The 23,563-nt window shown below is 42.5% G+C and carries 21 protein-coding genes and 1 tRNA gene; 6 read left to right on the top strand and 16 right to left on the bottom strand.

Going from position 1 to position 23,563, the window contains the following annotated elements; genetic code table 11:
- Window positions 1-229: 229 nt before the first annotated feature.
- The 3 genes from trpD to NWP22_RS14490 form a co-directional block, all read right to left on the bottom strand.
- Window positions 230-1,303: an anthranilate phosphoribosyltransferase gene (gene trpD, locus NWP22_RS14475; protein ID WP_280802027.1), complete on the bottom strand. Its 1,074-nt coding sequence runs from the start codon at window positions 1,301-1,303 to the stop codon at window positions 230-232.
- A 493-nt stretch (window positions 1,304-1,796) separates the two neighbouring features.
- Entirely contained in the window at window positions 1,797-2,063 is a 267-nt protein-coding gene (locus tag NWP22_RS14485; RefSeq protein ID WP_280802029.1) for a DUF7219 family protein, read from the bottom strand.
- Between the two features lie 167 nt (window positions 2,064-2,230).
- Window positions 2,231-2,413, bottom strand: coding sequence for a hypothetical protein (locus NWP22_RS14490; RefSeq protein ID WP_271733360.1), 183 nt, complete (start codon window positions 2,411-2,413; stop codon window positions 2,231-2,233).
- Window positions 2,414-2,542: 129 nt separating this feature from the next.
- Here NWP22_RS14490 and trmFO point away from each other — a divergent pair, with 129 nt between their 5' ends.
- From trmFO to NWP22_RS14510, 4 genes are all read left to right on the top strand, one after another.
- Complete coding sequence (gene trmFO / locus NWP22_RS14495; RefSeq protein WP_280793304.1) at window positions 2,543-3,856, top strand: FADH(2)-oxidizing methylenetetrahydrofolate--tRNA-(uracil(54)-C(5))-methyltransferase TrmFO; 1,314 nt, start codon at window positions 2,543-2,545, stop codon at window positions 3,854-3,856.
- A 128-nt stretch (window positions 3,857-3,984) separates the two neighbouring features.
- Window positions 3,985-4,057: transfer RNA gene (locus NWP22_RS14500), tRNA-Arg, on the top strand.
- Between the two features lie 554 nt (window positions 4,058-4,611).
- Window positions 4,612-4,908, top strand: coding sequence for a Fic family protein (locus NWP22_RS14505; protein ID WP_271733363.1), 297 nt, complete (start codon window positions 4,612-4,614; stop codon window positions 4,906-4,908).
- Window positions 4,909-5,195: 287 nt separating this feature from the next.
- Entirely contained in the window at window positions 5,196-6,698 is a 1,503-nt protein-coding gene (locus NWP22_RS14510) for a WD40 repeat domain-containing protein (RefSeq protein WP_280802030.1), read from the top strand.
- Between the two features lie 291 nt (window positions 6,699-6,989).
- On the opposite strand, the gene NWP22_RS14515 is transcribed toward NWP22_RS14510, so the two are convergent.
- From NWP22_RS14515 to NWP22_RS14535, 5 genes are all read right to left on the bottom strand, one after another.
- Complete coding sequence (locus NWP22_RS14515; RefSeq protein WP_280802031.1) at window positions 6,990-8,294, bottom strand: murein transglycosylase A family protein; 1,305 nt, start codon at window positions 8,292-8,294, stop codon at window positions 6,990-6,992.
- Window positions 8,295-8,682: 388 nt separating this feature from the next.
- A complete protein-coding gene (locus NWP22_RS14520; RefSeq protein WP_280802032.1) occupies window positions 8,683-10,467 on the bottom strand; it encodes a M61 family metallopeptidase in 1,785 nt (594 codons plus the stop codon).
- A 376-nt stretch (window positions 10,468-10,843) separates the two neighbouring features.
- Complete coding sequence (locus tag NWP22_RS14525) at window positions 10,844-12,043, bottom strand: HetZ-related protein 2 (protein WP_417006601.1); 1,200 nt, start codon at window positions 12,041-12,043, stop codon at window positions 10,844-10,846.
- Window positions 12,044-12,404: 361 nt separating this feature from the next.
- Window positions 12,405-12,755 (bottom strand): carbon dioxide-concentrating mechanism protein CcmK, encoded by a 351-nt coding sequence (locus tag NWP22_RS14530; RefSeq protein ID WP_271733371.1) that lies wholly within the window; start codon window positions 12,753-12,755, stop codon window positions 12,405-12,407.
- Between the two features lie 66 nt (window positions 12,756-12,821).
- Window positions 12,822-13,130 carry a carbon dioxide-concentrating mechanism protein CcmK gene (locus NWP22_RS14535; protein WP_271733372.1) on the bottom strand — a complete coding sequence of 103 codons (309 nt, stop codon included), beginning with the start codon at window positions 13,128-13,130 and terminating at the stop codon, window positions 12,822-12,824.
- A gap of 112 nt (window positions 13,131-13,242) precedes the next feature.
- Here NWP22_RS14535 and NWP22_RS14540 point away from each other — a divergent pair, with 112 nt between their 5' ends.
- The gene (locus tag NWP22_RS14540; RefSeq protein WP_271733373.1) at window positions 13,243-14,127 is read left to right on the top strand and encodes an alpha/beta fold hydrolase; all 885 of its coding nucleotides are present in this window, start codon (window positions 13,243-13,245) and stop codon (window positions 14,125-14,127) included.
- Window positions 14,128-14,160: 33 nt separating this feature from the next.
- On the opposite strand, the gene NWP22_RS14545 is transcribed toward NWP22_RS14540, so the two are convergent.
- The 8 genes from NWP22_RS14545 to NWP22_RS14580 form a co-directional block, all read right to left on the bottom strand.
- Window positions 14,161-14,793 (bottom strand): hypothetical protein, encoded by a 633-nt coding sequence (locus NWP22_RS14545; RefSeq protein ID WP_280802033.1) that lies wholly within the window; start codon window positions 14,791-14,793, stop codon window positions 14,161-14,163.
- 540 nt (window positions 14,794-15,333) lie between these two features.
- Window positions 15,334-16,272: a LysR family transcriptional regulator gene (locus NWP22_RS14550; protein ID WP_271733375.1), complete on the bottom strand. Its 939-nt coding sequence runs from the start codon at window positions 16,270-16,272 to the stop codon at window positions 15,334-15,336.
- A gap of 233 nt (window positions 16,273-16,505) precedes the next feature.
- Window positions 16,506-17,309: a beta-carboxysome assembly protein CcmO gene (gene ccmO / locus NWP22_RS14555; protein ID WP_271733376.1), complete on the bottom strand. Its 804-nt coding sequence runs from the start codon at window positions 17,307-17,309 to the stop codon at window positions 16,506-16,508.
- A 47-nt stretch (window positions 17,310-17,356) separates the two neighbouring features.
- Complete coding sequence (gene ccmN / locus NWP22_RS14560; RefSeq protein WP_271733393.1) at window positions 17,357-18,109, bottom strand: beta-carboxysome scaffolding protein CcmN; 753 nt, start codon at window positions 18,107-18,109, stop codon at window positions 17,357-17,359.
- A gap of 157 nt (window positions 18,110-18,266) precedes the next feature.
- A complete protein-coding gene (ccmM, locus tag NWP22_RS14565; protein ID WP_271733377.1) occupies window positions 18,267-19,922 on the bottom strand; it encodes a beta-carboxysome scaffolding protein CcmM in 1,656 nt (551 codons plus the stop codon).
- Window positions 19,923-19,978: 56 nt separating this feature from the next.
- Entirely contained in the window at window positions 19,979-20,281 is a 303-nt protein-coding gene (gene ccmL / locus NWP22_RS14570; protein WP_271733380.1) for a beta-carboxysome shell vertex protein CcmL, read from the bottom strand.
- Between the two features lie 16 nt (window positions 20,282-20,297).
- The gene (locus NWP22_RS14575; RefSeq protein ID WP_271733382.1) at window positions 20,298-20,633 is read right to left on the bottom strand and encodes a carbon dioxide-concentrating mechanism protein CcmK; all 336 of its coding nucleotides are present in this window, start codon (window positions 20,631-20,633) and stop codon (window positions 20,298-20,300) included.
- Window positions 20,634-20,728: 95 nt separating this feature from the next.
- Window positions 20,729-21,037, bottom strand: a complete 309-nt coding sequence (locus NWP22_RS14580) for a carbon dioxide-concentrating mechanism protein CcmK (protein WP_015212739.1) — start codon at window positions 21,035-21,037, stop codon at window positions 20,729-20,731.
- A gap of 662 nt (window positions 21,038-21,699) precedes the next feature.
- Between NWP22_RS14580 and NWP22_RS14585 the strand changes: the two genes are divergently transcribed.
- Complete coding sequence (locus NWP22_RS14585) at window positions 21,700-23,556, top strand: NAD(P)H-quinone oxidoreductase subunit F (RefSeq protein WP_271733386.1); 1,857 nt, start codon at window positions 21,700-21,702, stop codon at window positions 23,554-23,556.
- The last annotated feature ends 7 nt before the right edge of the window (window positions 23,557-23,563 follow it).

The following is a 23,563-nucleotide window of genomic DNA, read 5'->3' on the forward strand; positions in this document are numbered from 1 at the left end:
TCTCTTAAGATTTACAAGAAAGACTACCGCTATCATTGCTTGGTTTTCGCGTTGGCAATAGTCTTAATTCAATACTTGATATCGTAGGATTATATATCAAGTGGGCGATTTTCTTAACTCACTTATGTCAACGCTTGTCAATATAAGTATAGTTTTGTCCATAAAATAGTCAGCTTAGGACTAGCTCATGTCCGAACCGATTATTTCAGTCACTAATCAGGCTCAAAAGTTAATCCTGCAGAAACTCAACTAGCTGTTCTAATTTTTGCCAAGCAGCACCACTCTCAAGAATTGCCCTAGACACATTCACCCCTTGGGCATGGTCTAATAAAGGAATTACACCCGCCACTTGCAGGGCTAGGGAAGCATTTAAGGCCACAGCGTCCTGTTGTGCCACAGTTCCCTTACCTTGTAATACTGCTTTCAAAATCACTGCATTTTCTTGGACATCCCCACCCCGCAGATCACTAATGGCAGCCGGAGTTACACCTACTTCTAGGGGATTTACAGTAGTTAATTCAACTTGACCTTCTGATAAAACTGCCAAGTCGGTTATATCTCCTAAGCCAGCCTCATCAAGTCTTTCTCTTCCATGTAGGACAATTGCTTTTTGTTTACCTAAGTTATGCAATGCTTGGGCAACAGTTGTTAAAAGCTTGGGAGTAAATAGCCCCACGACTTGACCCGTGGGATATAAGGGATTGACTAAGGGACCGAGTAAATTAAATACGGTTCTGACTTTGAGAGTCCGTCGTAAACCAGCAACGGCTTTGAGTGCCGGATGCCACCCAGGGGCAAACAAGAAAGTGATCCCCACCTCTTTTACTGCCCCCTGCACCTTTTCACTAGCAGCAGTTAGATTTACCCCCAGTGCTTCCAACACATCCGCACTACCAGTCAGACTGGAGGCGGAGCGATTGCCATGTTTAGCAACGGGTACACCATAGGCAGCAGCTACAAAAGCCACTGCTGTAGAAATGTTAAAGGTTGATGAACCGTCGCCCCCAGTACCACAGGTATCTATGAGGTTCATCATCCCTTGAGTAGATTCTCGGTTATTACTCTGTGTTGATTGAGACTGTAAAACTTGAGCCATGCCTGTCAACTCTTCGGCGGAAATGCCTTTAAAGTTCAGCGCCGTTAAAATTGCCCCTGATAATTCAGGCGGGACGGTTTCAGTTAACCACCCTTGCATCAACTCAGCAGCTTGAATACGGGACAATGATTCACTGTCCATTAATTGTTGTAGCAGGAGATGCCAGTTGGCAGAGGATTCTTGAGTCGGGATTGGGGAAGTTGCCATAGGATTACTTTGTTGTGATGTGTCCCTCACTAGTTGAGGATATGGGAGCTATCCTACCGAAAAATGGCAAAGCAGCCAATCATCAGGTATGGAAGTCAAAAACCCATTCTGACTATATTGATGGCGGTTTTTTTCGGGGTGCTGGCAAGAGATAATGCATTATTTATGCCCATTTTGATTAAGATAAGGTTATGGAATATGCAAGTTTTAGTTAAAATTAAATATTTTTCGGGTTTTACTTATATAATTTCATCCTGAAGTGTAGAATTTTTAGGGGGAATCTTGTATACCTCACACAGTGTTCAAGTCGGGGATCATGTTTTAATACTACTTCCAGCTTACGTAATGGGCAAAGTAGGCGTGGTTTGTGGAATGGAGTCAAGTTATGACAGTCAATCCAACACCCGTTGGATTATCAAAATCCCATCAGAAAATATGGTGGTGTCACTCACCCGGGATGAGTTTGAGACACTTAGCCCGGGTTTTAAATAATTTAAGGTATGCTTGGGGGTTCCACCTTGTTACCAATGCTCAGTTCTTTTTTGCTGCGTTTCAACTGTTTCCAAAGAGTTTTAATTTGTTTATAAGCTTGTTGGGGTGTAAGTTTCCCAGATGTCTCTAAATTGGAGATGTAGCCGACTTTTTGAGCAAATTCTTGAAGATTGGCGTTAAATATTAAGTTGTTTGGCTCAAATTGACCATAATAGCGGCTACGAGGGTAAATAAAATTCTTTTTATCGTCCTGATCAGGCTCTGCCATCAGTTGACCCCCTATAAATTAAAGATGAATAATTAACTAATGTAACAACTGGCATGATGAATTTTCTGCCACTTTGTCAAAAGTCTATCCCTATTGTGCATCGATGAACTGAAAAAGAGTAGAGACAAGAATACTCGTGTCTCTAACAGCCAAGGAGGGTAATATTTCTACCAGAGGTTTTCTGCATCATTAGAAGCTAATGCTACTATAACTTGCTGTGGTGTTAATTCACTTACCGGAGCTGGTTTCATATCCCGGTAGTCTAGCAATTGCACTAAAACAAGGTAGGCGATCGCTAAAATCACAGAAATAGCACCTGTAATAATTGCAACTATTTTCGACCATTCCATAAGTATTCACTCCAAAAATTTTTATTATGCTCAAACTTTAGTTTTAGTATAGAAAATTAGTATGACACCAAATATCTCAAAATTGATATACACCACCAATTGGAAATTGGCTAACCTCAACCTATAAATATGGATAAACAATCAATACAAGTAATTGGAGGTGGACTAGCTGGGACAGAAGCAGCTTGGCAAATAGCCCAAGCTGGCGTACCGGTAATACTCCACGAAATGCGCCCAAAACGCTTTAGTCCAGCCCATCATACAGAAGATGTCGCCGAGTTAGTATGTAGTAATTCCTTTGGGGCTATGGCTAGCGATCGCGCCACAGGACTCTTACACGCCGAACTACGTCAACTCAATTCCATAGTCATCTCCAAAGCCGATGAACACGCCGTCCCTGCTGGGGGAGCCCTTGCGGTAGATAGGGGGAAATTTAGCCAAGACCTAACCGCCACCCTATGTCAACATCCCTTAATTGAATTTCGCCGGGGTGAGGTAACAGCCATTCCCGAAGGAATCGTAGTTTTAGCTACAGGTCCGTTAACCAGTCCCGACTTAGCCGCCGATTTACACCGGTTCACGGGGATGGAATACCTCAGCTTTTTCGATGCTGCTAGCCCCATTATTGTGGGAGAGTCCATAAATCATGATATCGCTTTTATGGCATCCCGCTATGACAAAGGGGAAGCAGCCTACCTCAACTGTCCCATGAATAAACAGCAGTATCTGCACTTTTGGTCAGAACTGCGCCAAGCAGAACAAACGGAATTAAAAGACTTTGAACGGGAAACAGCCAAATTTTTTGAAGCTTGTTTACCCATTGAAGAACAAGCCCTCCGGGGAGAAGACACCATGCGCTATGGTCCACTCAAACCGGTGGGACTCTCGGATAGTCGCACAGGGGAACGTCCCTACGCCGTGGTACAGCTACGCCAGGAAGATAAAGCCGGTCAACTTTGGAACATGGTAGGCTTTCAAACTAACTTGCGCTGGGGTGAACAAAAACGAGTTTTCCGCTTGATTCCTGGGTTAGAAAATGCCGAATTTGTGCGGTTGGGGGTCATGCACCGGAATACTTTTATTAATGCCCCCCAGTTAATCCACTCCACCTTACAATTTAAGCAGCGTCCTACTTTATTCGCGGCGGGACAGTTGATTGGTACTGAAGGTTATACCGCTGCTGCTGCTGATGGTTGGTTAGCGGGAACTAATGCGGCGCGGTTGGCTTTGGGTCAGGAACTTTTAACAGCACCACCCACTACTATGATGGGGGCGTTATTAGAATTTATCAGTTCAGCATCACCGAAGCACTTTCAACCAATCCCACCTAATTTTGGGATTTTGCCGGATTTAGGTGTCAAAATTAAAAGTAAGCCGGAGCGTTATGGGCGTTATCGCGATCGCTCTTTGGCTGATTTAGCCAGCTGGAAAAATCAGTTTTAAATTTTTCTCCCTCACTAAGGGAGGGTTGCTGATTTTTTCAGTACATGGGTAGGTTACCGGGTATTCTTTAATTCTGTTCACCACCCTACCAATTATTTTTTAACTTGTGCTATAATGGGATAAAATTAGGGCGCGTGGCTCAGTGGATAGAGCAACAGATTCCGGTTCTGTGGGTCGGGGGTTCAAATCCCTCCGCGCTCGTTGTGTTAATTGCCAAATAATTTGACTGGGTTAACTTAACGTCGTTTATAAACCACTGTACCCAGTGGTTAGAAACAGTGGTGTAACTGGCTTTATTTATATTACCCGTTCCCCACTCCCCAATTATTTACCTGTGCTAGTAAATGATATTGTTGTCATCGGCACAGGATAATTGGCTTTTTTTGGTATAATTTTACGGGGAAAAAGCTTCAGCCTTTGTAAAACCAGGTAGAGCGCTGATTCCCTTATGGTTAGATGTGATTTACAGCACTTTGCAAATAAATAAAGTACACACCTTAACATTATAAATGTTGTGGGGTGGGCATCTTGCCCGCCATTCTGTACTTAACTCAGATGAAATCCGCTGTATAAGTTAGAGAGAAATTAATACTCTTGATATCAAACAGATACCACTATACTTAAAACCGTTACAACTATCAGGATGCGATCGCCTACCGTATTGACAACATGAATTACACAATCAAGACAGTAGTACAGTAGAGGGCGGAACCTTATCAAGACAGTCCTCAACCCCTTATCAAGACAGTACTCAATTGACACCAGAACAACTTACACTTGAATTATTCACTGATACACAAAAAAGATCTTTACAAGAGAAAATAGAGAAGATTGGTAGTCGCACCAAGCAGGAGGAAATTAAACATATCATCCTTCAATTGTGTAAAATACAACCTTACTCCTCTAATGAATTAGCCTCTTTATTAAACCGAGAGCGAAAATACCTGCTACATAAACATTTAAAACCTTTAATTGATGAGGGATTGCTGGAATATACCAATCCTGAAAAACCAAATGACCCTCATCAGACTTATCGCACTGTTAAAAAATAAACCATATCTTCATCCCCATCATACCTAAACTTGAGTTGTAAAAGGCGATCGCTGTTAAATAATCTTTTGTGATTTTCTCAATTCGCCAAAGTACACAGTAACACTCACTACAGACATCCTATCTGATATTTTAAAACTAGGACTAATATTAATACCCCTACAAGACCCTAGAAACCCTACAATATAAAACAGGTCTGAGATTACCTTAACCAAAAACTTGTTTAAAAACAAACACTACCCTTGAGTGAGATTAATATTCCTGGTCAGATGAAGGCGAATTTTTACTAATGGACGGGAAAACTATATTACAAGCCCAACAGACAGACTTTATCAACCGACTGAAGTCCGGTAATTTATTCCAGTGTAACCACCCAGGACAGCACAGTGAGTTAACCGTGATCACCGGTGACAGGTTAGAGAAATTACGGGATTTTTGCTGGGACATGGCTAATAAATATAAACGTAGCTCCTCTCATATTCGTGATCTGTTTGTTAACAACATGAAGGGAAAGCTAGGGGAGGAGGTAGTTAAAACCCGTTTACGTGATCTGCTCACGGATGTTGACTATGAAAAATATCAGGGTGGTGATGGTAAGGTAGACTTTACCCTAACTGCTGATTCATCTATTGGTATTCAGGTAAAAGCTCGTCAGGGTCAATTTGATCTTGAATGGTCAATTAGTCAAGAAGAAATTAACAAAAATGCTGTTTTGGTTTGTATTTTAATTCAAGAGTCAGTGAATGAGGCACAAAATCAATATCATTTAGTCCTTGCAGGGTTTTTACCCACTAATATGACGACAGTGACGGGGGGGGAAGCCAGGGTAAAAATCAATGACTTGCTGTATTCTGGAGGTTTACGTAGCTATTTAGAAAGTTTGACAGCTTCCCCAGCAGTTGAGGAAGATATTGATCTGTATTCTGGGGGTTTACGCAGCTATTTAGAAAGTTTGACAGCTTCCCCTGTTAAAGAAGATATTAATCTGTATTCATGGGAGTTGCAGCATACCCTCACCGGACATGGTGAGGTTTATGATGGTGAGGATGGTGAGGTTTATCCATATTATGGTGAGGTTTATTCAGTAGCCTTCAGCCCAGATGGTCGCACCTTAGCCTCTGGTAGTAGGGATGATACCATCAAACTCTGGGATGTAGCCACCCGGCGGTTAATCGCTACCCTCACCGGAAATTCATATGGGGTTTATTCAGTAGCCTTCAGCCCAGATGGTCAAACCTTAGCCTCTGGTGGTTATCAAACCATCAAACTGTGGGATGTAGCCACGGGGGCGTCAATCGCCACCCTCACCGGACATTCAAATGAGGTTCATTCAGTAGCCTTCAGCCCGAATGGTCAAACCTTAGCCTCTGCTATTAGGTATAACACCATCATCAAACTGTCGGATGTAGCCACGGGTCGGTCAATCGCTACACTCAAAGGACATTCAGACTCGGTTTGGTCAGTAGCCTTCAGCCCGGATGGTCAAACCTTAGCCTCTGGTAGTTGGGATAAAACCATCAAACTGTGGGATGTAGCCATTCGTCAGGAAATCGCTACCCTCAAAGGACATTCAAATGAGGTTCGTTCAGTAGCCTTCAGCCCGAATGGTCAAACCTTAGCCTCTGGTAGTTGGGATAAAACCATTAAACTGTGGGATGTAGCAACCCAAGAGGAAATCGCCACCCTCACCGGACATTCAAATGAGGTTTTTTCAGTAGCCTTCAGCCCGGATGGTCGTACCTTAGCCTCTGGGAGTGGGGATAACACAATCAAGTTTTGGCAAAGGCGTTAACTAATATACAGATTCTGATCTATAGGGGATGATCACCCCGCCGGGATATTTACAGCACCTTGCACCGAATCTGAAGTACAGATATAAATGATACAACTTTTGTCGGGTGGGCATCTTGCCCGCCCTTGTACCTACTTAGATGAAATATGCTGTATTTACCTAGCTGTAGCCTAGTAGAGACTTTCCGGCAGAACCTGACTACTTAGTGCGATCGCCCTTCATATGCCGGACTTTTTAGAGAAGTCCGGGATATTGTACTGGCTCAAACCCTTACCTTGCAAGTAACAGCCATCACTTTTTCACTAAAAAGTATGCTGTGGCAAACTCAGGTAATTGTCTAATATGCTGGGTGAACTGTTGGCGATTCTTAAAGGTTCCCGCTAAAAAGTCTAGTTGATAAAGATTAGGTAAAAATGCTCCCCCGGTATCGGCAATCACGCCCATTTGTAAATGTTGCCGACCGCCTCTAGTATCTTCAATCACCACTATTCTACCTAAGCCCATATTCAAAACATCCCCAGCAAAAGTTACTCCTGGCTTGATAGATATTTTCGCATTTATATTATGTCCGTAACCTTTAATACCATCCACTTCTCTAAAATACCAGTAACGCTGTTGTGCTGTGGCTTTTAATCCCCGGACATAGGAAATACCATTATTTCTATCCACATTGAAAAATGCTTGAGTACCATCGGTAAAATTAATCAGGATTGTTCCTTGCATTAAAGCTTCTTCTAACCCATTGCGGGTCAAATAAGCCAGGGGTTGAACTCTGCCATATTCTTTACCACCCGGCTCATAAATCCCTGATAAAACATCCTGTTTTGTATATCTAGTATAGAATTTATCAGCAATTTGGTCATCTTTTAAACTATAAATTGGGATATTATAAGTAGAAGTTTTAGTACGGGACCCAGTATGCTCAAAAACAGCATATTTGGTAATTCTTACCTGCTTCTGTCCCCGGTCACTAGGATTATGGGGAGTCCATTTAATCACCCGAAAATTATCATTAATAAAATCAGGATTTTTTAACCTGGTAATGCGATTGTTGGCGATATCCTCCCTTAATACAGTAATCATAAAATCTAAAGTTCTGACAATATCCTGTACACTCACTCCCTGAGTACCCAGCAGACCCCGGCGAAAAATATTTGGGTCTTTGTCTGCATGGTTTTGAAAATAATTTCTGGTGTTAACTAGAACGGTTAATAAATCTCTTTGTTGAAAACTGATATTAGATGTGGGTAGTTTAGCAGGACTGAAAACCTGGCTACCTTGAATACTAAACTTGAACCTTTGCCACTCGTCAACCACAGGATAACTTACAGGTATTGCCCCTTGAGATATTCTAGATGTAGAGATATTTGGGGAGATAATATTTAAATCAGATATTTGGGGAAGAATAACAGGATTTTGCCAAATTTGAGCTAGGGAAATCTGTGATTTAGTTAAAAAATAATTTTTATTCTCATGTTCTGAAATCCCTGGTTCACTGTTTGAGTGACTGAATAAAGTACTAGTGGCTGTACTGATGAGCAGGAAAGCACCAAAACCTAATGTAAAGCAGAGTTTTCGGGTTGAAAAGATACGCATAAGCTCAAACATGAATTACCGGTAATCAATAATAATGGCAATTTATCGATTACCCTAGGGTAGCCACTAGCCATTAATCTGTAAAGCACCATTGACACTCTGAGGTCTAAAGCCGCTGAGTTTCCCGCTTACCGCGATATTTTTATCAAAAAGCCTGATTATTGGTAGCATCAACCGGTATAAGTTGAGCAACACACCATGATTAGACCAGGAGAAATTATTTAGTATAATGCTCATACATTCAGAAGGCGATCGCCATCCTCCTGAGTGTAAATTGTATGGTTTATATTTGCGTAACTCAACAACTGCGAGAATTTGATCTGTGTGTTTTAGCTGCAACAACCAGATAATCAGGGTTGAGAGGCAAAAAGAGCCTCCCAACCGCCTATCAACCAAGATTAACTATCGGTACTCCTAACCATCCTGCGCCATTCTCCTTTTGTAAGCTATCGGGATTAGCTACTGGCAAAATCTCAAATTTACCAGGGCGTGGTGTACCCAGGGTAACAGAATGGGTACGTAATTCATCTTGGTGAAAAACCGTTACTTCAATAATATCTTGTGGTTGGTAGTCTTGGAGGCGCTCATTAAGTTGACTAGCAGTTAAGCGCACACCCCCAATGGCCAACAACTCATCACCTGGATCAATTCCCGCTAGTTGCGCTGGTGAACCCACTTCTACAGATTTAATTACTTCCCGGCCATGTTCGGTTTTCACCTTGATACCTAAATAAGGTGCTTCTTCCCGTTCCGCTACCAGATGTAAACCGAAGGGTTGGAAGTAATGATTAAAAGGTAATTCATCAGTGCTGTTAATGTAGGATTCAAAGAAATTGGACAAATCCACACCCGCTACTGATTCAACTACCTCCTGTAACTCTTCCGGGGTGTAGCCAATTTCCGGTTCTCCAAATTTCCGCCACATTTGCAGCATGACATCATCAAGCGATCGCTTATTGCCATGTCGCGCTCTAATCAACAAGTCTAGCAACAAAGAAACCATTTCCCCTTTAAGATAATAGGACATTTGGGAATTGCTGCTATTGGCATCTGGACGATAAAGTTTAATCCAAGCATCAAAACTCGACTCCGCGAGTGTTTGCACCTTGCGCCCTGGCGTTGTCAGAAATCTAGTAATTTCCTTACTCAAATGATTTAAATAAGACTTAGCATCATAAATGCCAGCTCGCAAAGGAATCAGTAAGTCATAGTAACTTGTAGTTCCTTCACAGAACCACAAAGAAGGTGTATAATTTTCCTGCTCATAATCAAACACTTCTAACCCTTTGGGGCGAATCCGCTTGACATTCCACAGGTGAAAAAATTCATGTGCCACTAATTGCACAAACCGCTCGTAATTCTCCTGATTGCGAAACCCAAAACGCTGGTAAATTAATGAACAACAGTTTTTATGCTCCAATCCTCCATAAGCTTGGGCGAATAAATGCAGGAGAAAAATATATCTGTCATAGGGTAAACCCCCAAACATCTCAGCTTCTACCTGAATAATTTTTTTGATATCAGTAATTACCCGTTCTGATGGTAAATTCCCTTCTCCCCAGATAGCCAGTTCATGGGGCTTGTCCAAAACCTCAAAGTAATATGATTGGTGGTTACCAATTTCAAAGGGGCTATCCACAAGGGTATCAAAATCCTTAGCACAGAAAGTATGGCTTTGCCCACCAACTGTCGGTAAAGAAGTAGTTACCCGCCAGTCTGGCTGTGGTGGTACGACAGTAATCTGAATTGGTAGACTTTCCCAAGTAGGGAGTCTAAAAAACAGTGCAGCACCATTGAAATAGGCGTGAGTCTTATCTAAATGATTCGTCCGTACCGATAGCTCATTGGCAAAGATTCGGTAACGCACACTTAACTGTGAAACACCACTTGTATTTACCTGCCAGTGGTTTTTACTAATTTTTCGCCAGTTTAAAGGCTTATCGCCGGCAAAAGCGGCAAAATCTTGGAGATTTTTCGCGTATTCTCGCACCAAGTATGACCCTGGTGTCCATACTGGCATTTTCAAGTCAAGAATTTGCGATGAATGGTTAGTTAGCTCCAATGTAACCTCAAACAGGTGAGTTTCTGGTTGAGGCATTGCCACAAGGTAATGAATTGTCGGTACTGTTTTCTGGATGCCAATCTCGATATGAGGTGCTGTTGCTTTAATCATGTGTAAAAAGAGTTATAAATCCTCACTTAATAGTTAATAGTCAAGAGTTAATGGTCAATAGTCAATAGTTAATAGTTAACAACTGTAGACTTAAGACCGATTGACACTCGCCATGCTCTGGTTATCACGGATGTTAGTCGGAATTTGTGCGTAAGAGTTTATACTCTTACAGCATATTTTCCGTATACCTTACCGCAGCACTAGATGCGGAATGAAAACGAATTGTCTATGTGGCACATTTCTATCTGTTCTATTGCCGCAATCTCAGCACATATAATTACAGTCAACTTTTGAACATATTTCACCAGTCTCAGATTGATTATATATAGGTAGTTTCCCACATTTAACCGGATCTGCGACATTCCCCATCTTTGGCCTATATCCTGGGACAGTTCGTATTCCGAGTTCTTAAAGATTGGGCTGCGAGATAAACTTTTCTCCATTCGGCTAAGACTTGATGCTGGCTGAGGTTTAACTGTTTAGACGTTGCTTCTATAGAGTTACCTGCTTTACGCAAGTCTAGGATCTGTCGCTTCATAGGAGTTAAGATTTCGTACAGTCGCTGCCATTGGTTTTCAGTTAGCCCCAAATTATTTTCCGGGAGGGATATTGCCAACCAGTTATCAACCAGTTCTGGATTAACTTTGAGGGCAAAGATGCGCACAGCATGGTAGCTAATTTTTTCTCGCAGTCGGTAAATTTCCTTGGTGGACTTATGTAGTTTTTTCGCGATGTCATCTTGAGACTGCCCTTGCAGATACAAACTCAGCCACTCTACTGCTTCTTTCCCTAGGGTTTGTCGTAAATATTCCGCCAATTCTTTTTTTACCAGATGCCGCAGTATCTGCTGTTCTTCTAGTTCTTGTGTCTTTTGATATTGGGCGATCGCTCGATGATCAGCCCGGGTCAAGGGATTCTCACTGTTATCTGAGAGGGTGTGTACCGAAACCATCTTGACCAATTCAGTATTTGGCACTTGGGTTAAGCCACCACGCTGAATTCGCCGCAGGTAGTTGACAAATCTGTATAGCAGTAAGGGTTGATTACGTATTGGGCGCATAGAATACTCTTCTATACTGGCAAATAAAAGGGTATCCCGCAGCCGTTGATCGATGGTAAATTCAGCTATACAAGCCATTTGCTGGTGCATATATCGATCATTTTGCAATAAGTCTTGTAAGACTTCTTGTAACACATCGATGACAGTACGCTGGCGATCGCAACTCAAAGAAACCCAAGTCTGAATCTTATTGCGTAATGTCACCAAACCTGCTAAACGAATTAGTAGGTGACGATAGGCCACTTCTCTTCCGTAGCCCAGGTAGTGCTGATGTAAAATCCTCCAGCGATATTGAATACCTTCTTGTTGAGCAATGTTGAGTTGTTGGCGATTCAACTGATCCGAGCATTTTAAATCACTTCCCAAAAGCCAGAGAATAATACTTTCTCGGTTGGCTACACTTTGTTCTGGACACTCCGCGGCTAGACGCTTACCCCAGTAATCAGCTAAATTTTCCCTATCCTTTGTCTTGCGTCCCTCAAGAACCTGTATTAAACTCGGCATCACAACCCCCACTTATCACCAGAACCTTCGTAACGTATCCCCCACCATGAATATAAATCCAAGGTACGGGCGCATAAATTCGCCACCCTAGAAGGGGTGCTTTTCAGTCAAGGAATAGTGCTAGTCAATTTCCCTATTTACCAGGAACGCCGCCCTACTCTGGTCAAATTAGTTTTGACATCAGAACATCTGAGATGTTTTATTGTTATTACGTCTGGATTGACTAACTTTATGCACAATTGAGGAAAATTCTAGTTTTTTGTGTTGATGTATGCCAACGGAGGCTAAAAATAGACACACCTCAACTTTGAGTTAAGGTGTGTAAATTAAAGGTTTAGCTGAATTTTGGTCCCATACAAAACATGGGAAGGGATCAAAACCTGTTAGATGAACGCACGATGGGGTTTTCTACAGAATCCCGATACTGTTGAACCTGATCTGTATAGGCGATTGGTAGAACAGCTTCCACGTTTTCATGAGGACGGGGAATAATCACCCAAGATTCCAAAGTACCACCATAAACATTTTCCGCAGCTTCAACACCAGCGGCCATAGCAGTTTTGACCTCGGAAACATCCCCGCGAATATTTACTGTAAAACGAGCGCTACCGACTCTGATATAACCAACAAGGGTGACGCGACCAGCTTTCACCATCGCATCTGCTGCTGCTAGTACAGCAGGAAAACCTTTTGTTTCAAGTGCGCCAACGGCCTGTAGTGACATTAGTAATCTCCTGTATGAATTAACGTATTTGGGGCGACAAATTTATTGTCCTGAGGAATTTACCTATTACATACGGAACGGATCAGATGTTTCGGTGAAGTGGATTGGTAAAATGGTCTCGACGTTCTCCGGGGGGTTAGGAACAATATAGTGGGTAATTACTTGACCACCATAAGCTTGTTCTCCAGCTAATATTCCTGCTTCTACAGCCCTTTGAACTTCGGCAACGTGTCCCCGAACAGCGACTAACAAGCGAGCGCTTTCGGCTTGACCATAATACACAATTGTGACTGCGGCAGATTTAACCATGGCATCTGCTGCTGCTAGTACAGCAGGAAAGCCCAAGGTTTCAATGACGCCAACCGCCATGGGCATGGCATTAGCTCCTGAGTCTAAAAAATCAAGTGATATTAATTGTACGAGGGTTTCGTACCAACTTTGACATTTAGCAAAATTTTCTCTTCACCCCGGTGTAAACTAAGGAATTATGTTTCCTAATTTCTTACCTCCCACAGTTGGACAACTAACTGAACCTACCTCCATCGCCTTGGCTCAAATTATTCAGGCTCAAGCGATCGCCACTCCTTTAACTAATCAACCAATTACCACTACCTATGTGCAAAAGGGTAGTGGCGGTACACCTATTTTATTAATTCACGGATTCGACAGTTCTGTGTTTGAATTCCGTCGCCTTTTACCACTGCTACCAAGAGATAATGAAACCTGGGCTGTGGATTTATTAGGCTTTGGGTTCACAGACAGAATTACCGATGTGCAATTTAGTCCGCTGGCTATCAAAACTCATCTGTATTATTTCTGGAAAACTTTAATTAACCAACCTGTGATTTTAGTGGGTGCGTCTATGGGGGGTGCAGCTGCCATTGATTTTACCCTGAGTTACCCAGAATTGGTGCAAAAACTCGTGTTAATCGATAGCGCTGGTTTGAAGGGGGGTTCACCCTCAAGCTTGATGTTTCCCCCATTGGATTCTTTAGCAGCTAATTTTTTGCGTAATCCTCATATACGCGATCGCATTTCCCGCGCTGCTTACAAAAATCAGTTACTCGCCTCAACTGATGCTCGAATATGTGCCTCACTACACCTAGAAATGCCTAACTGGACTCAAGCCTTAATAGCTTTTACTAAAAGTGGTGGGTATCGCGCTTTTCAACCAAAGCAGCTTACCAGCATTGTCCAACCAACTCTCATCTTATGGGGAGATACGGATAAAATTTTAGGTACATCGGACGCTAAAAAGTTTACCCAAGCGATTCCTAGTAGTAACCTTGTTTGGATCAAAGATGCTGGTCATGTTCCCCACTTAGAACAGCCAGAAGTTACCGCCAAACAAATTCTCGAATTTCGTAATTAATCACAAATTAATAATTAATTAAGAATTACGAATTCAATCGTACAACCAAGTATTATCTGCAAACTTATCACCTTCTTTTTGACGTTGTACAAGCTGCTCAGGAACCCGATGTGATTTTTTATAGCCAACTGGATTATATTTCTCTTTGACTTGGATTGCACTTTCTTTCTTGGGAATTGCTGACTTATCCTGTTTTAGTGGGATGTGGGATTTACTTTGTTGTATTAATTGAGAGTTAGACTCTGCAAGCTGTAGGGCGGTTTGTTTAGCTTCGTGCAGTTCTTTAGTCAGCCTTTCTGTTAATACTTGCTTTTCATACAAATTTGATTGTAAATCAACAATTTGTTTTTGCAGAGTTTTTTCTTTATTTTGATATTCTTCCAGAGTTTGTTTTAATTTTTCCACAGTAGTTTCTAAATCTTTTGAACTAGACATAGCAGCATCATGGGGGTTAAGTAATTGCTCTGTTGCTAAAACATTCTGTTCGGTAACTTCCTGTGCTGTAACTTCAACCGCAGCTTCATTTTCAAGTAGTATCAATTTTTGTGCCTCTTGCTGTAGTGATTCGGATAGATTTTGCTTAACCATTATTTTCTCCAATAACGCTGTAATTCTTTTGCAGACGTGGTTTATGACTCCCCCTAGGGTGTATTTTTCTCTCGCCATTCAGCAATAGCGAGCGAATCTAGTTGTGATTTTGCTTTCCCTATGAACTGGCAAAAGCTTCAATATCTGCATCAATAATAAACTTATTATTTTACGTGAATTGTGCAGCTAAATTAACTACTGTAGTCGTTTTACCGACTTCTCCCTAACTGTTGAGATATTTTTAACAATGCTGACTTCCCAGGCTGCCTTACATAAATATACCCCTTTGTGTGGCATCCTATCACAAAAAAATCTTGATACTCCCCACGGCTAGAAGCCGGGGGATTCTTGAAGAGTCCACAAACGAACTGTCAAAATAAAAATCAGCAGTCATCACCTTACCGCTCCTCTAGCGGATGAGCAAATGTATCACTCAGTCAATGTCATACAGCACCACTGAAAATGTATTGAGAAAGAAACGGTACTACCAAGCCGAACCTTTCTTTGTATCTCCAAGCTTTAGAACTCTATAAACGCCTGCTGGGAGACAATCATCCCCATACTATTATTGTTCGTGAAAATTTGGCAGCTTGCCGACAACAAAATTGACGATAAAAATTATTCCAGCTTATCAACGGGACTGTTACCATAATCACCATTTTCCTCGACAAACTTTTTGGCGGACTCCAGTAAATACTCGTAATAAGTACGAGCGACAATAGATAATTGTTTACCAGATGGATACCCTATGAACCAAGTTCGCTTGATGGGGAAATGTTCTACATCCAAAATAGCGAACTCAGAAGAGTCTGGCATTAAGGTATGGCGAGATAAAACAGAAATTCCCAACCCCCCGGCGATCGCCTGTTTAATAGCCTCATTGCTGCCCAATTCCAGTTTAACTTTTACCTTCACACCATATTGATCAAAGAGTTTCTGCACGGCGCGGCGAGTCCCTGAACCAGGTTCGCGCATAATAAAAGGTTCATTTGTCAACCTTTTTATGGGGATATTTTTCTGTTTTGCCAAGGGATGATTAACGGGTGCAAATACTACTAAAGGGTTGTCTAAAAATGGCTCATAGTTGACATCGATATTTTCTGGAACTTGACTTAAAATGTACAGGTCATCCATGTTATTCAGCATCCGTTCCAAAATGCGTTCATGGTTGGTTACTTGTAAGGAAATCTCAATTCCGGGATAAAGTTGACAAAACGGCCCTAATAAACGAGGAATAAAATACTTAGCCGTTGTAATCACTGCCAACCGTAATTGCCCCTGTTTAAGACCTTTTAAATCCGCCACAGTCATTTCAAACTTGGCCATGGTTTCAAAAATCTGCCGACAAGTGGTAAATAATTCCCTCCCGGCCTGTGTTAAGAATAGACGTTTTCCCACCTGCTCAAATAATGGCAACCCCACCGATTTCGTGAGTTGTTTAATTTGCATCGACACGGTAGGTTGAGTAAGAAATAATTCCTCAGCCGCACGAGTAAAGCTACTGTGCCGTGCCGCTGCCTCAAACACCTTCAACTGGTGTAGCGTTGCCTGCTTCAAGGGTGATTCTCCTCTAATAGAAATTTCATCTATAAATCTAGTATCACTGAACACTTGCCAATGCGACAGAACCACTCATACGAAGTTCTGAATTATCCTATAGATAAAAATCTATTAATCTTATTCAAAGAAAGTTGTTTTATTTATGGTATTCACAAGTTATTATCAAGACAACAAGCAAAGCGTAAGATGCCTTCCAGGGCAAGATGAATAGTTAAAATTATGTAATAATTTCAACCTTCATCTTGCCATATTTCTTCGGCAACCTCCTGGGGAATTTTGGACGGGATTTGGGATAAATCAGGCAACTGTAGGACTTCTATTTCCGCCACCTGCTCTTGGACATTGACAGGCATATGCAATGGTTCCCGGTGTTCAATCCAGCAGCTGGCTAAAGGTAAGGTTTTCTCCATCTCATCTAGTGGTCGAGGAATAACCATGACTGCGTTCAATTCGCCAATGCGTTCTGCCTCAAACATTCCAGCTTCTACCGCCACTGCCACATTAGCAACAGTGCCACGAATAATGGCAGTGCACAAACCGGCACCAATTTTCTCATAGGCTGCTAAATGAACATCAGCCGACTTAAGCATGGCATCACAAGCACCCACCATGGCCGGAAATCCCCTAGTCTCCACTAAACCAATGGCTAAGTTACTTAAACTGCTTTGATTCCCTTCCTCCATCAATTTACTCAGCCGGCTGGTGATGGGCAGCACTATATCCAAGTTAGGATAAGGCCGAGGAATCACCAAGCTAGAAACCAATTGACCAAACTGTTCAGCAGTTTGAACACCAGCTTCTACAGCCAGACGCACATCGGCAATTCCGCCTCTGACAATAGCGGTACACTGCCCACTACCAATTTTTTCATAACCGACTAGGTGAACACCGGCGGATTTGAGCATCATATCTGCCGTTCCCACTATGGCGGGAAAGCTGCTGGTAGAGACTAAACCCAAAGCAGTATTTTTCAGAGGATCTCGTCGGCGGGATTTCTGAATTGTGCTAATAGAGTGTTGGTTAGATGTTTCCATGTGAACTTTCCAGATTACTCATGAAACTGACAACTTACAATTAACACTTACTCAGACTGATCGTCAGAGATGGGGTCATTTAAGCTTTGCCGATGGGGAAATAATGTCACTAGTAACCTATTTATACTTCCTTGTCCATAAATTTGGTTCCCGAAATTATGATCTGATTTAGTGGGAGGCTGACTTGATTTTGGTTCCTGGGGTATGGATTTATTGGTGTCAGCGTTTTTTTCTCCAGCAGGGGGCTGGCTTTCCGATGTAGGCGAAGACACAGAAGAGGAAGTAGACTGGTATTTGAATTTCCAGTAAGCAGATGCACAAATGTTAGTCGAGGAAATGACTGTCTCCTCATCCGGCTCTAAACTATTTTCCGCTTCTGGCTGTTGTTCACTACTGGTATGAGCACCATTGTTAGGAGCTGCTGCCGGTTGTTGTGTATCCTCAATTTCCCGACTGGTGTCCCCTAAAATTGAGCCTGGCGGAATGACTGTTCCTGGCTCGATAGAACAGTTAAAAACTGTGGTTGCTGAACCAATACAAGCATTTGCGCCAATTTTGCCTTGACCCACCATCAAAAAACCGGCTCCCAAGTTTGCTCCTGCTTCTACCTCTAGAGTGCCTTCGCTAACTTGGAGAATTGACCCCATACCAATACACACCCCTGGTCCGATGATCATCTTGCTGTTTACAGCAGCTTGAAGTATGACTCCAGGTGCCAAGACCGCGCTGGGATGAATAGTCACCTCGCCACTTATATAAGACTCGAACTTGTTGCTCAGGTGCAGTGGCGGCACAGACATGGAAATTTTTACCTCGGAAGCCGGAGAGAGCATAGTGCTAAGTGCTGAATCCATTCTATAAGGTTGGCAATAGCTTGATGCCTGGAGTAACGACTAAAAATTTTACTCAGCAATGGCTACGCCCACGGATGTTAACAGCACTCTTAACTCAGCAATTTTAGGGACGTTGGATGATAGTTTCCAGGACTCGGCGTTTAGCTTTAGTGTCAATACCAACTAACCGCACGTATTCCCCTGGATATTCAGCGAGGTATCCCTCTAAAGCCTCAATCACCCCTCTGTCAGATTTGGCTTCAATTTGACCGCAGCTCGCCCAGGAACCTGTACGGAACCGTCTTTGGTCTACGTGTTCAGCAGTAACTTTATATCCACCCGCCAAAATTTGTCGGATTTGGTCTACCACTTCAGAACTCAACCGGGTACTGGTGGCGGTGGCGGTAGCAGTGCCGGAACTATTGCTGCTAAAGGATTTCTTGCTAGCAGAAGGGGCAACTGGTCCGCCTGGTCTTTGGATAATGCTTTCTAAAACCCGCCGTTTAGCTTTGGTATCAATACCAATCACCCGTACATATTCCCCTTGGTGGGATTCTAAACATGCTTCTAATGCGGCTAGCACTTCATTGGTGGAAGTTGATTCAATGGGCTGGCAGCTGTTCCAGGAACCAGTGCGGAAACGTCGCTCATCTACGTGTTCAGACCCAATTTTGTAACCACTTGATAGCAAATTACGAATTTGCTCTATGGTTTCGCTACTCAGTACACCACTGCTGGCAACGTGACCATTGCCATTACTACTATAGCGACCGTTACCATTATTAGCAGATGCCGGAAAACCACTAGAGGCGATGGTAGTGACTATGCCATCCGGGCGTTGAATAATGGTTTCTAGGACGCGCCGTTTACCATTGTCAATGCCAAACAGACGGACATATTCGCCGCTATGATCTTTCAGACAGCTTTCTAACGCTGCGATCGCTTCACCTATAGATCCAGGTTGAATGGGTTGGCAACTTTGCCAACAACCAGTGCGGAACCGTCTTTGATCTACGTGTTCCGTACCAATTTTATATCCTTGATCTAAAAGATAGCGCACCTGTTCTATGATTTCTGCACCCAAGCTGTTGCTCGACACTTCACTACTCCTTTCTAGCTCTAAAACAGTAATACCAGTATTTGTATAAGATTTAGCAATCTCATCCCGAATGGGTGCAATACACTTGCTATCCGCAGCACAGCGATAACCAGTTCTTAATGACTGATTTATCCCCACCACATGATGGGCGAACTGCTGATCCTGAACCTCAGCATCTGGCAACCGGTCTGCTTGCTGCTGAGTAGTAATTATCGCTCCCGAAGGTACATACTTACCAGGGGGAATTTCTACATCTTGAATTAAAGCGTGCATCATGACGATGCAACCCGCGCCTACTCTGGCGTTAAATACTGTGGAACGAAAACCAATGAAGGAATTATCTCCTACATAAGCCGGACCATGAACCAATGCCATGTGGGTAATAGAAACATTTTCTCCTACCCATACTGAGTATTGATTTTGGTCATCGCCAATGACTCGGCCTTGTTCGAGTCCATGAATTACTACACCATCTTGAATATTAGTATTTTCGCCAATAAAAAAAGGTGTACCTTCATCCGCTCTAATCGAGGTTCCTGGAGCAATGATGACATTAGCACCTATTCGTACATCTCCAATAATATTGGCTGCCGGATGTACAAAAGTGCTTTCATGGATTTTGGGCTCGGCTAAATTCCTCGACCACGGGGTTGGGGGTGCCGCCGTGCTGCGGACAACCATTACAAAATTCCTCCTCAATTAAGCTTTTTTTTCTTAAATCTTTGACCATTCAAAGACTATCGATACTGCTCTTTTTTGCTGTACATGAGACGACCTTCCAAGTGAATGGTATCAATGATCGCCACCACTGCTGCATCCAAGGGACGCTGTTCATTACCTAAAATCTGACGAGCGGCACTGCCACGAGTGACAAGCACCCACTCATCTACTCCCGCGCCTACGGTATCTGCTGCTACTTCGTATTTAGACAGGAGGTTTCCTTCTTCATCTACTAATTGCAACAACAGTAGTTTGACACCGCGAAGACTTGGATCTTTTTGCGTGCTGACTACTGTGCCACGAACTTTGGCAACTTGCATTACAGATTACGGTCTTCTACCGAAAAGGACGAATGGCGTTGACATTTTCCCGGAATTGTTCTACGTCTTCGGTATACCGAATTGGTAACACGTATTCCAAGTTTTCATGAGGACGAGCAATGATGTGGGTAGATAACACTTCTCCCCCATTGACTCGTTTAACTGATTCTACCCCCGCACCCACTGAAGCTTGAACTTCGGAAACATCACCCCGAACGATGACTGTGACTCGACCGCTGCCGATTTTTTCATAGCCTACCAAAGTAACACGCGCGGCTTTTACCATGGCATCAGCAGCTTCTACTACTGCCGGAAAGCCCAGCGTTTCTACCATTCCTACTGCGATTGACATTAGTTCTTATCCTGAATTAAAGTTTTTACCCTTGGGAAAAAGTGGCGCTCAAGACAGCGACCCCGTTAATTACTTTACTTGCTTAAAATCAGTTTTTAAGTCCGGAACTGTTCTACAGCTTCGGTGTAACGTATGGGCAAAACGTACTCTAGGTTTTCGTGGGGACGGGCAATAATGTGAGTGGATAATACTTCGCCACCATTAACTCTTCTGGCTGCATCTACGCCGGCCGCAACAGAGGCTTGTACTTCCGACACGTCACCCCGGACAATCACGGTTACCCTAGCACTCCCAATTTTTTCATAGCCTACCAAAGTCACACGTGCGGCTTTCACCATCGCATCAGCAGCTTCTACTACCGCCGGAAACCCCTTAGTTTCAATCATTCCAACTGCAATTGGCATCGCAGAACTCCTAAAAATTTAATCCAATTAGTACTGTGTTTTGAAATGTTTAAGCGGAGGGCTGCATCTTGAGCCATAAAAACACTTCTAAATTAAGCATAGGAAAGCTTGGCCTCCCTGGCAATATAAATTAGTATAATAGTTTATGATAAAATAGTTTTAAAAAACTTAACAAAAGTTTATCCCTGATTCGGCTCAATGAAAGTTAATCAATTCCTAGAGCAACCACTTATGCTTTATAATTTCTTTATTACATTTACAAAAGGACATTCATAGCTACGGCGAGTCCGCTCCGCAGTGGGGATATTAATCGCTGTATGTTTTGCTGTCTATAAGTTTTCCGACCTTGAGAGCAAAAGTAATCATTTTGTAAAAAACACATAATTTTTTTTAATGTATTTGGATAAATTTATTTACTGCAAGTACAAATATAAATCCATCATCACCGATGATTTAATAGACGTGAATGCTTGTAAATATCTAAAACTATATTCAAATATACCAAAATAAGATAACCTAAACAAAAAATACTCATTGAAGAATTTAGGGAACAAATAGTTAAAAAAACCATAGATATAATCCAATAATTATATTTTTTAGTCAAAGATTGTTTTAAGGATATTTAAGAAAAAGTCACAGCGGAGTCGTCAAGGAAAATGTCAATGAATCAGTTTCTATTTTCAACAAGTTGGTGGGTGCCATTCTACAGCCTACTTGGCGCACTGGTAACCTTACCGTGGGGAATGGGAATCATTCGGCGTACCGGTCCTAGACCCGCGGCATATTTCAACATATTCACAACCATTGTGGGGTTCCTTCATAGTCTGTTCGTATTTAAGCATATTTGGGATAAACAACCAGAAATTTTAGTGATCAACTGGTTGCAAGCTGCAGATTTTAACTTATCTTTTGCCTTAGAACTCTCCCCAACTAGCATTGGGGCGATGGTATTAATTAGCGGATTAAGTCTGTTAACACAAATTTATGCCCTAGGATACATGGAAAAGGACTGGTCTTTAGCACGGTTCTTTGCATTAATCGGATTCTTTGAAATGGCGCTGACTGGTTTAGCGATCAGTGATTCCTTGTTTCTCAGCTACGCTGTTTTAGAAGTACTCACCCTTTCTACCTATCTATTGGTGGGATTTTGGTATGCTCAACCACTAGTCGTGACAGCAGCGCGAGATGCCTTTTTGACCAAGCGGGTGGGAGACTTACTTTTATTAATGGGGGTGGTAACGCTTTCGACTTTATGTGGTAGTTTGAACTTTTCTGATTTGTATGAGTGGGCACAAACAGCTGATTTAAGTCCAGTTACTTCGACTTTGCTGTGCTTGGGATTAATTGCCGGACCTGCGGGTAAATGCGCTCAATTTCCCTTACACCTATGGTTAGATGAAGCCATGGAAGGCCCTAACCCCGCTTCGGTAATGCGGAATTCATTAGTTGTAGGTGGCGGTGCTTATGTATTATATAAAATTCAGCCAATATTAACCTTGTCTCCCATTGCTTTAAATACCCTAGTTGTGATAGGGGCATTGACCGCAGTGGGTGCAACATTAGTGTCACTAGCCCAAACAGATATTAAGCGAGCCTTATCTCATTCCACTAGTGCATACATGGGCTTAGTCTTTTTGGCAGTGGGGTTAGAGCAAGGTGGTGTGGCCCTAATGTTAATGTTAACCCATGCGATCGCTAAAGCTCTATTATTCATGAGTTCTGGTTCAGTAATCTATACCACTAGCACCCAAGACTTAACCGAAATGGGTGGATTATGGTCAAGGATGCCAGCCACTACCACAGCTTTTATCGTAGGTTCTGCTGGTATGGTAACACTGTTACCACTGGGAAGTTTCTGGGCAATGCTGGCATGGGCAGATGGCTTAGTTCATGCTAGTCCTTGGGTAATTGCCATATTAGTATTAGTCAACGGCTTGACAGCCTTGAACCTGACACGAGTATTCAGATTAATATTTTGGGGTAAACCACAACAAAAAACCCGCCGCACCCCGGAAGTTGGCTGGCAAATGGCATTGCCAATGGTGGCACTAACTGTAGTGAATTTACTCTTACCACTGATGCTACAGCAATGGTATTTGCTGCCTAATTGGGAAAACGTGGATTGGTACATACTATTAATCTTGGTTTCTTCTACGGTGATCGGCGTAGCTATAGGCTCTACAATGTCCCTCCATAAAGCATGGTCAAGATCCAGAATCCTGGTCTGGAGATTTGTACAAGACCTATTGGGTTATGATTTTTACATTGATAAAATTTATAAACTAACGATAGTTAATTTAGTCGCCCTGCTATCAAAATTTTCTGATTGGAGCGATCGCTATCTAGTTGATGGTTTTGTTAACCTGGTAGGATTTGCGACAATTCTAGGTGGACAAGGCTTAAAATATACCATTTCTGGTCAATCCCAGGGATATATGTTAACTATCCTGGTAGTGATCAGCGTCCTGGGTTTTTTCATTAGCTGGTCATTAGGTCTACTAGATAAATTACCGTTTTAACAGGGCA

This window comes from Anabaenopsis tanganyikae CS-531, from assembly GCF_029891675.1.
Classification (GTDB): domain Bacteria; phylum Cyanobacteriota; class Cyanobacteriia; order Cyanobacteriales; family Nostocaceae; genus Anabaenopsis; species Anabaenopsis arnoldii.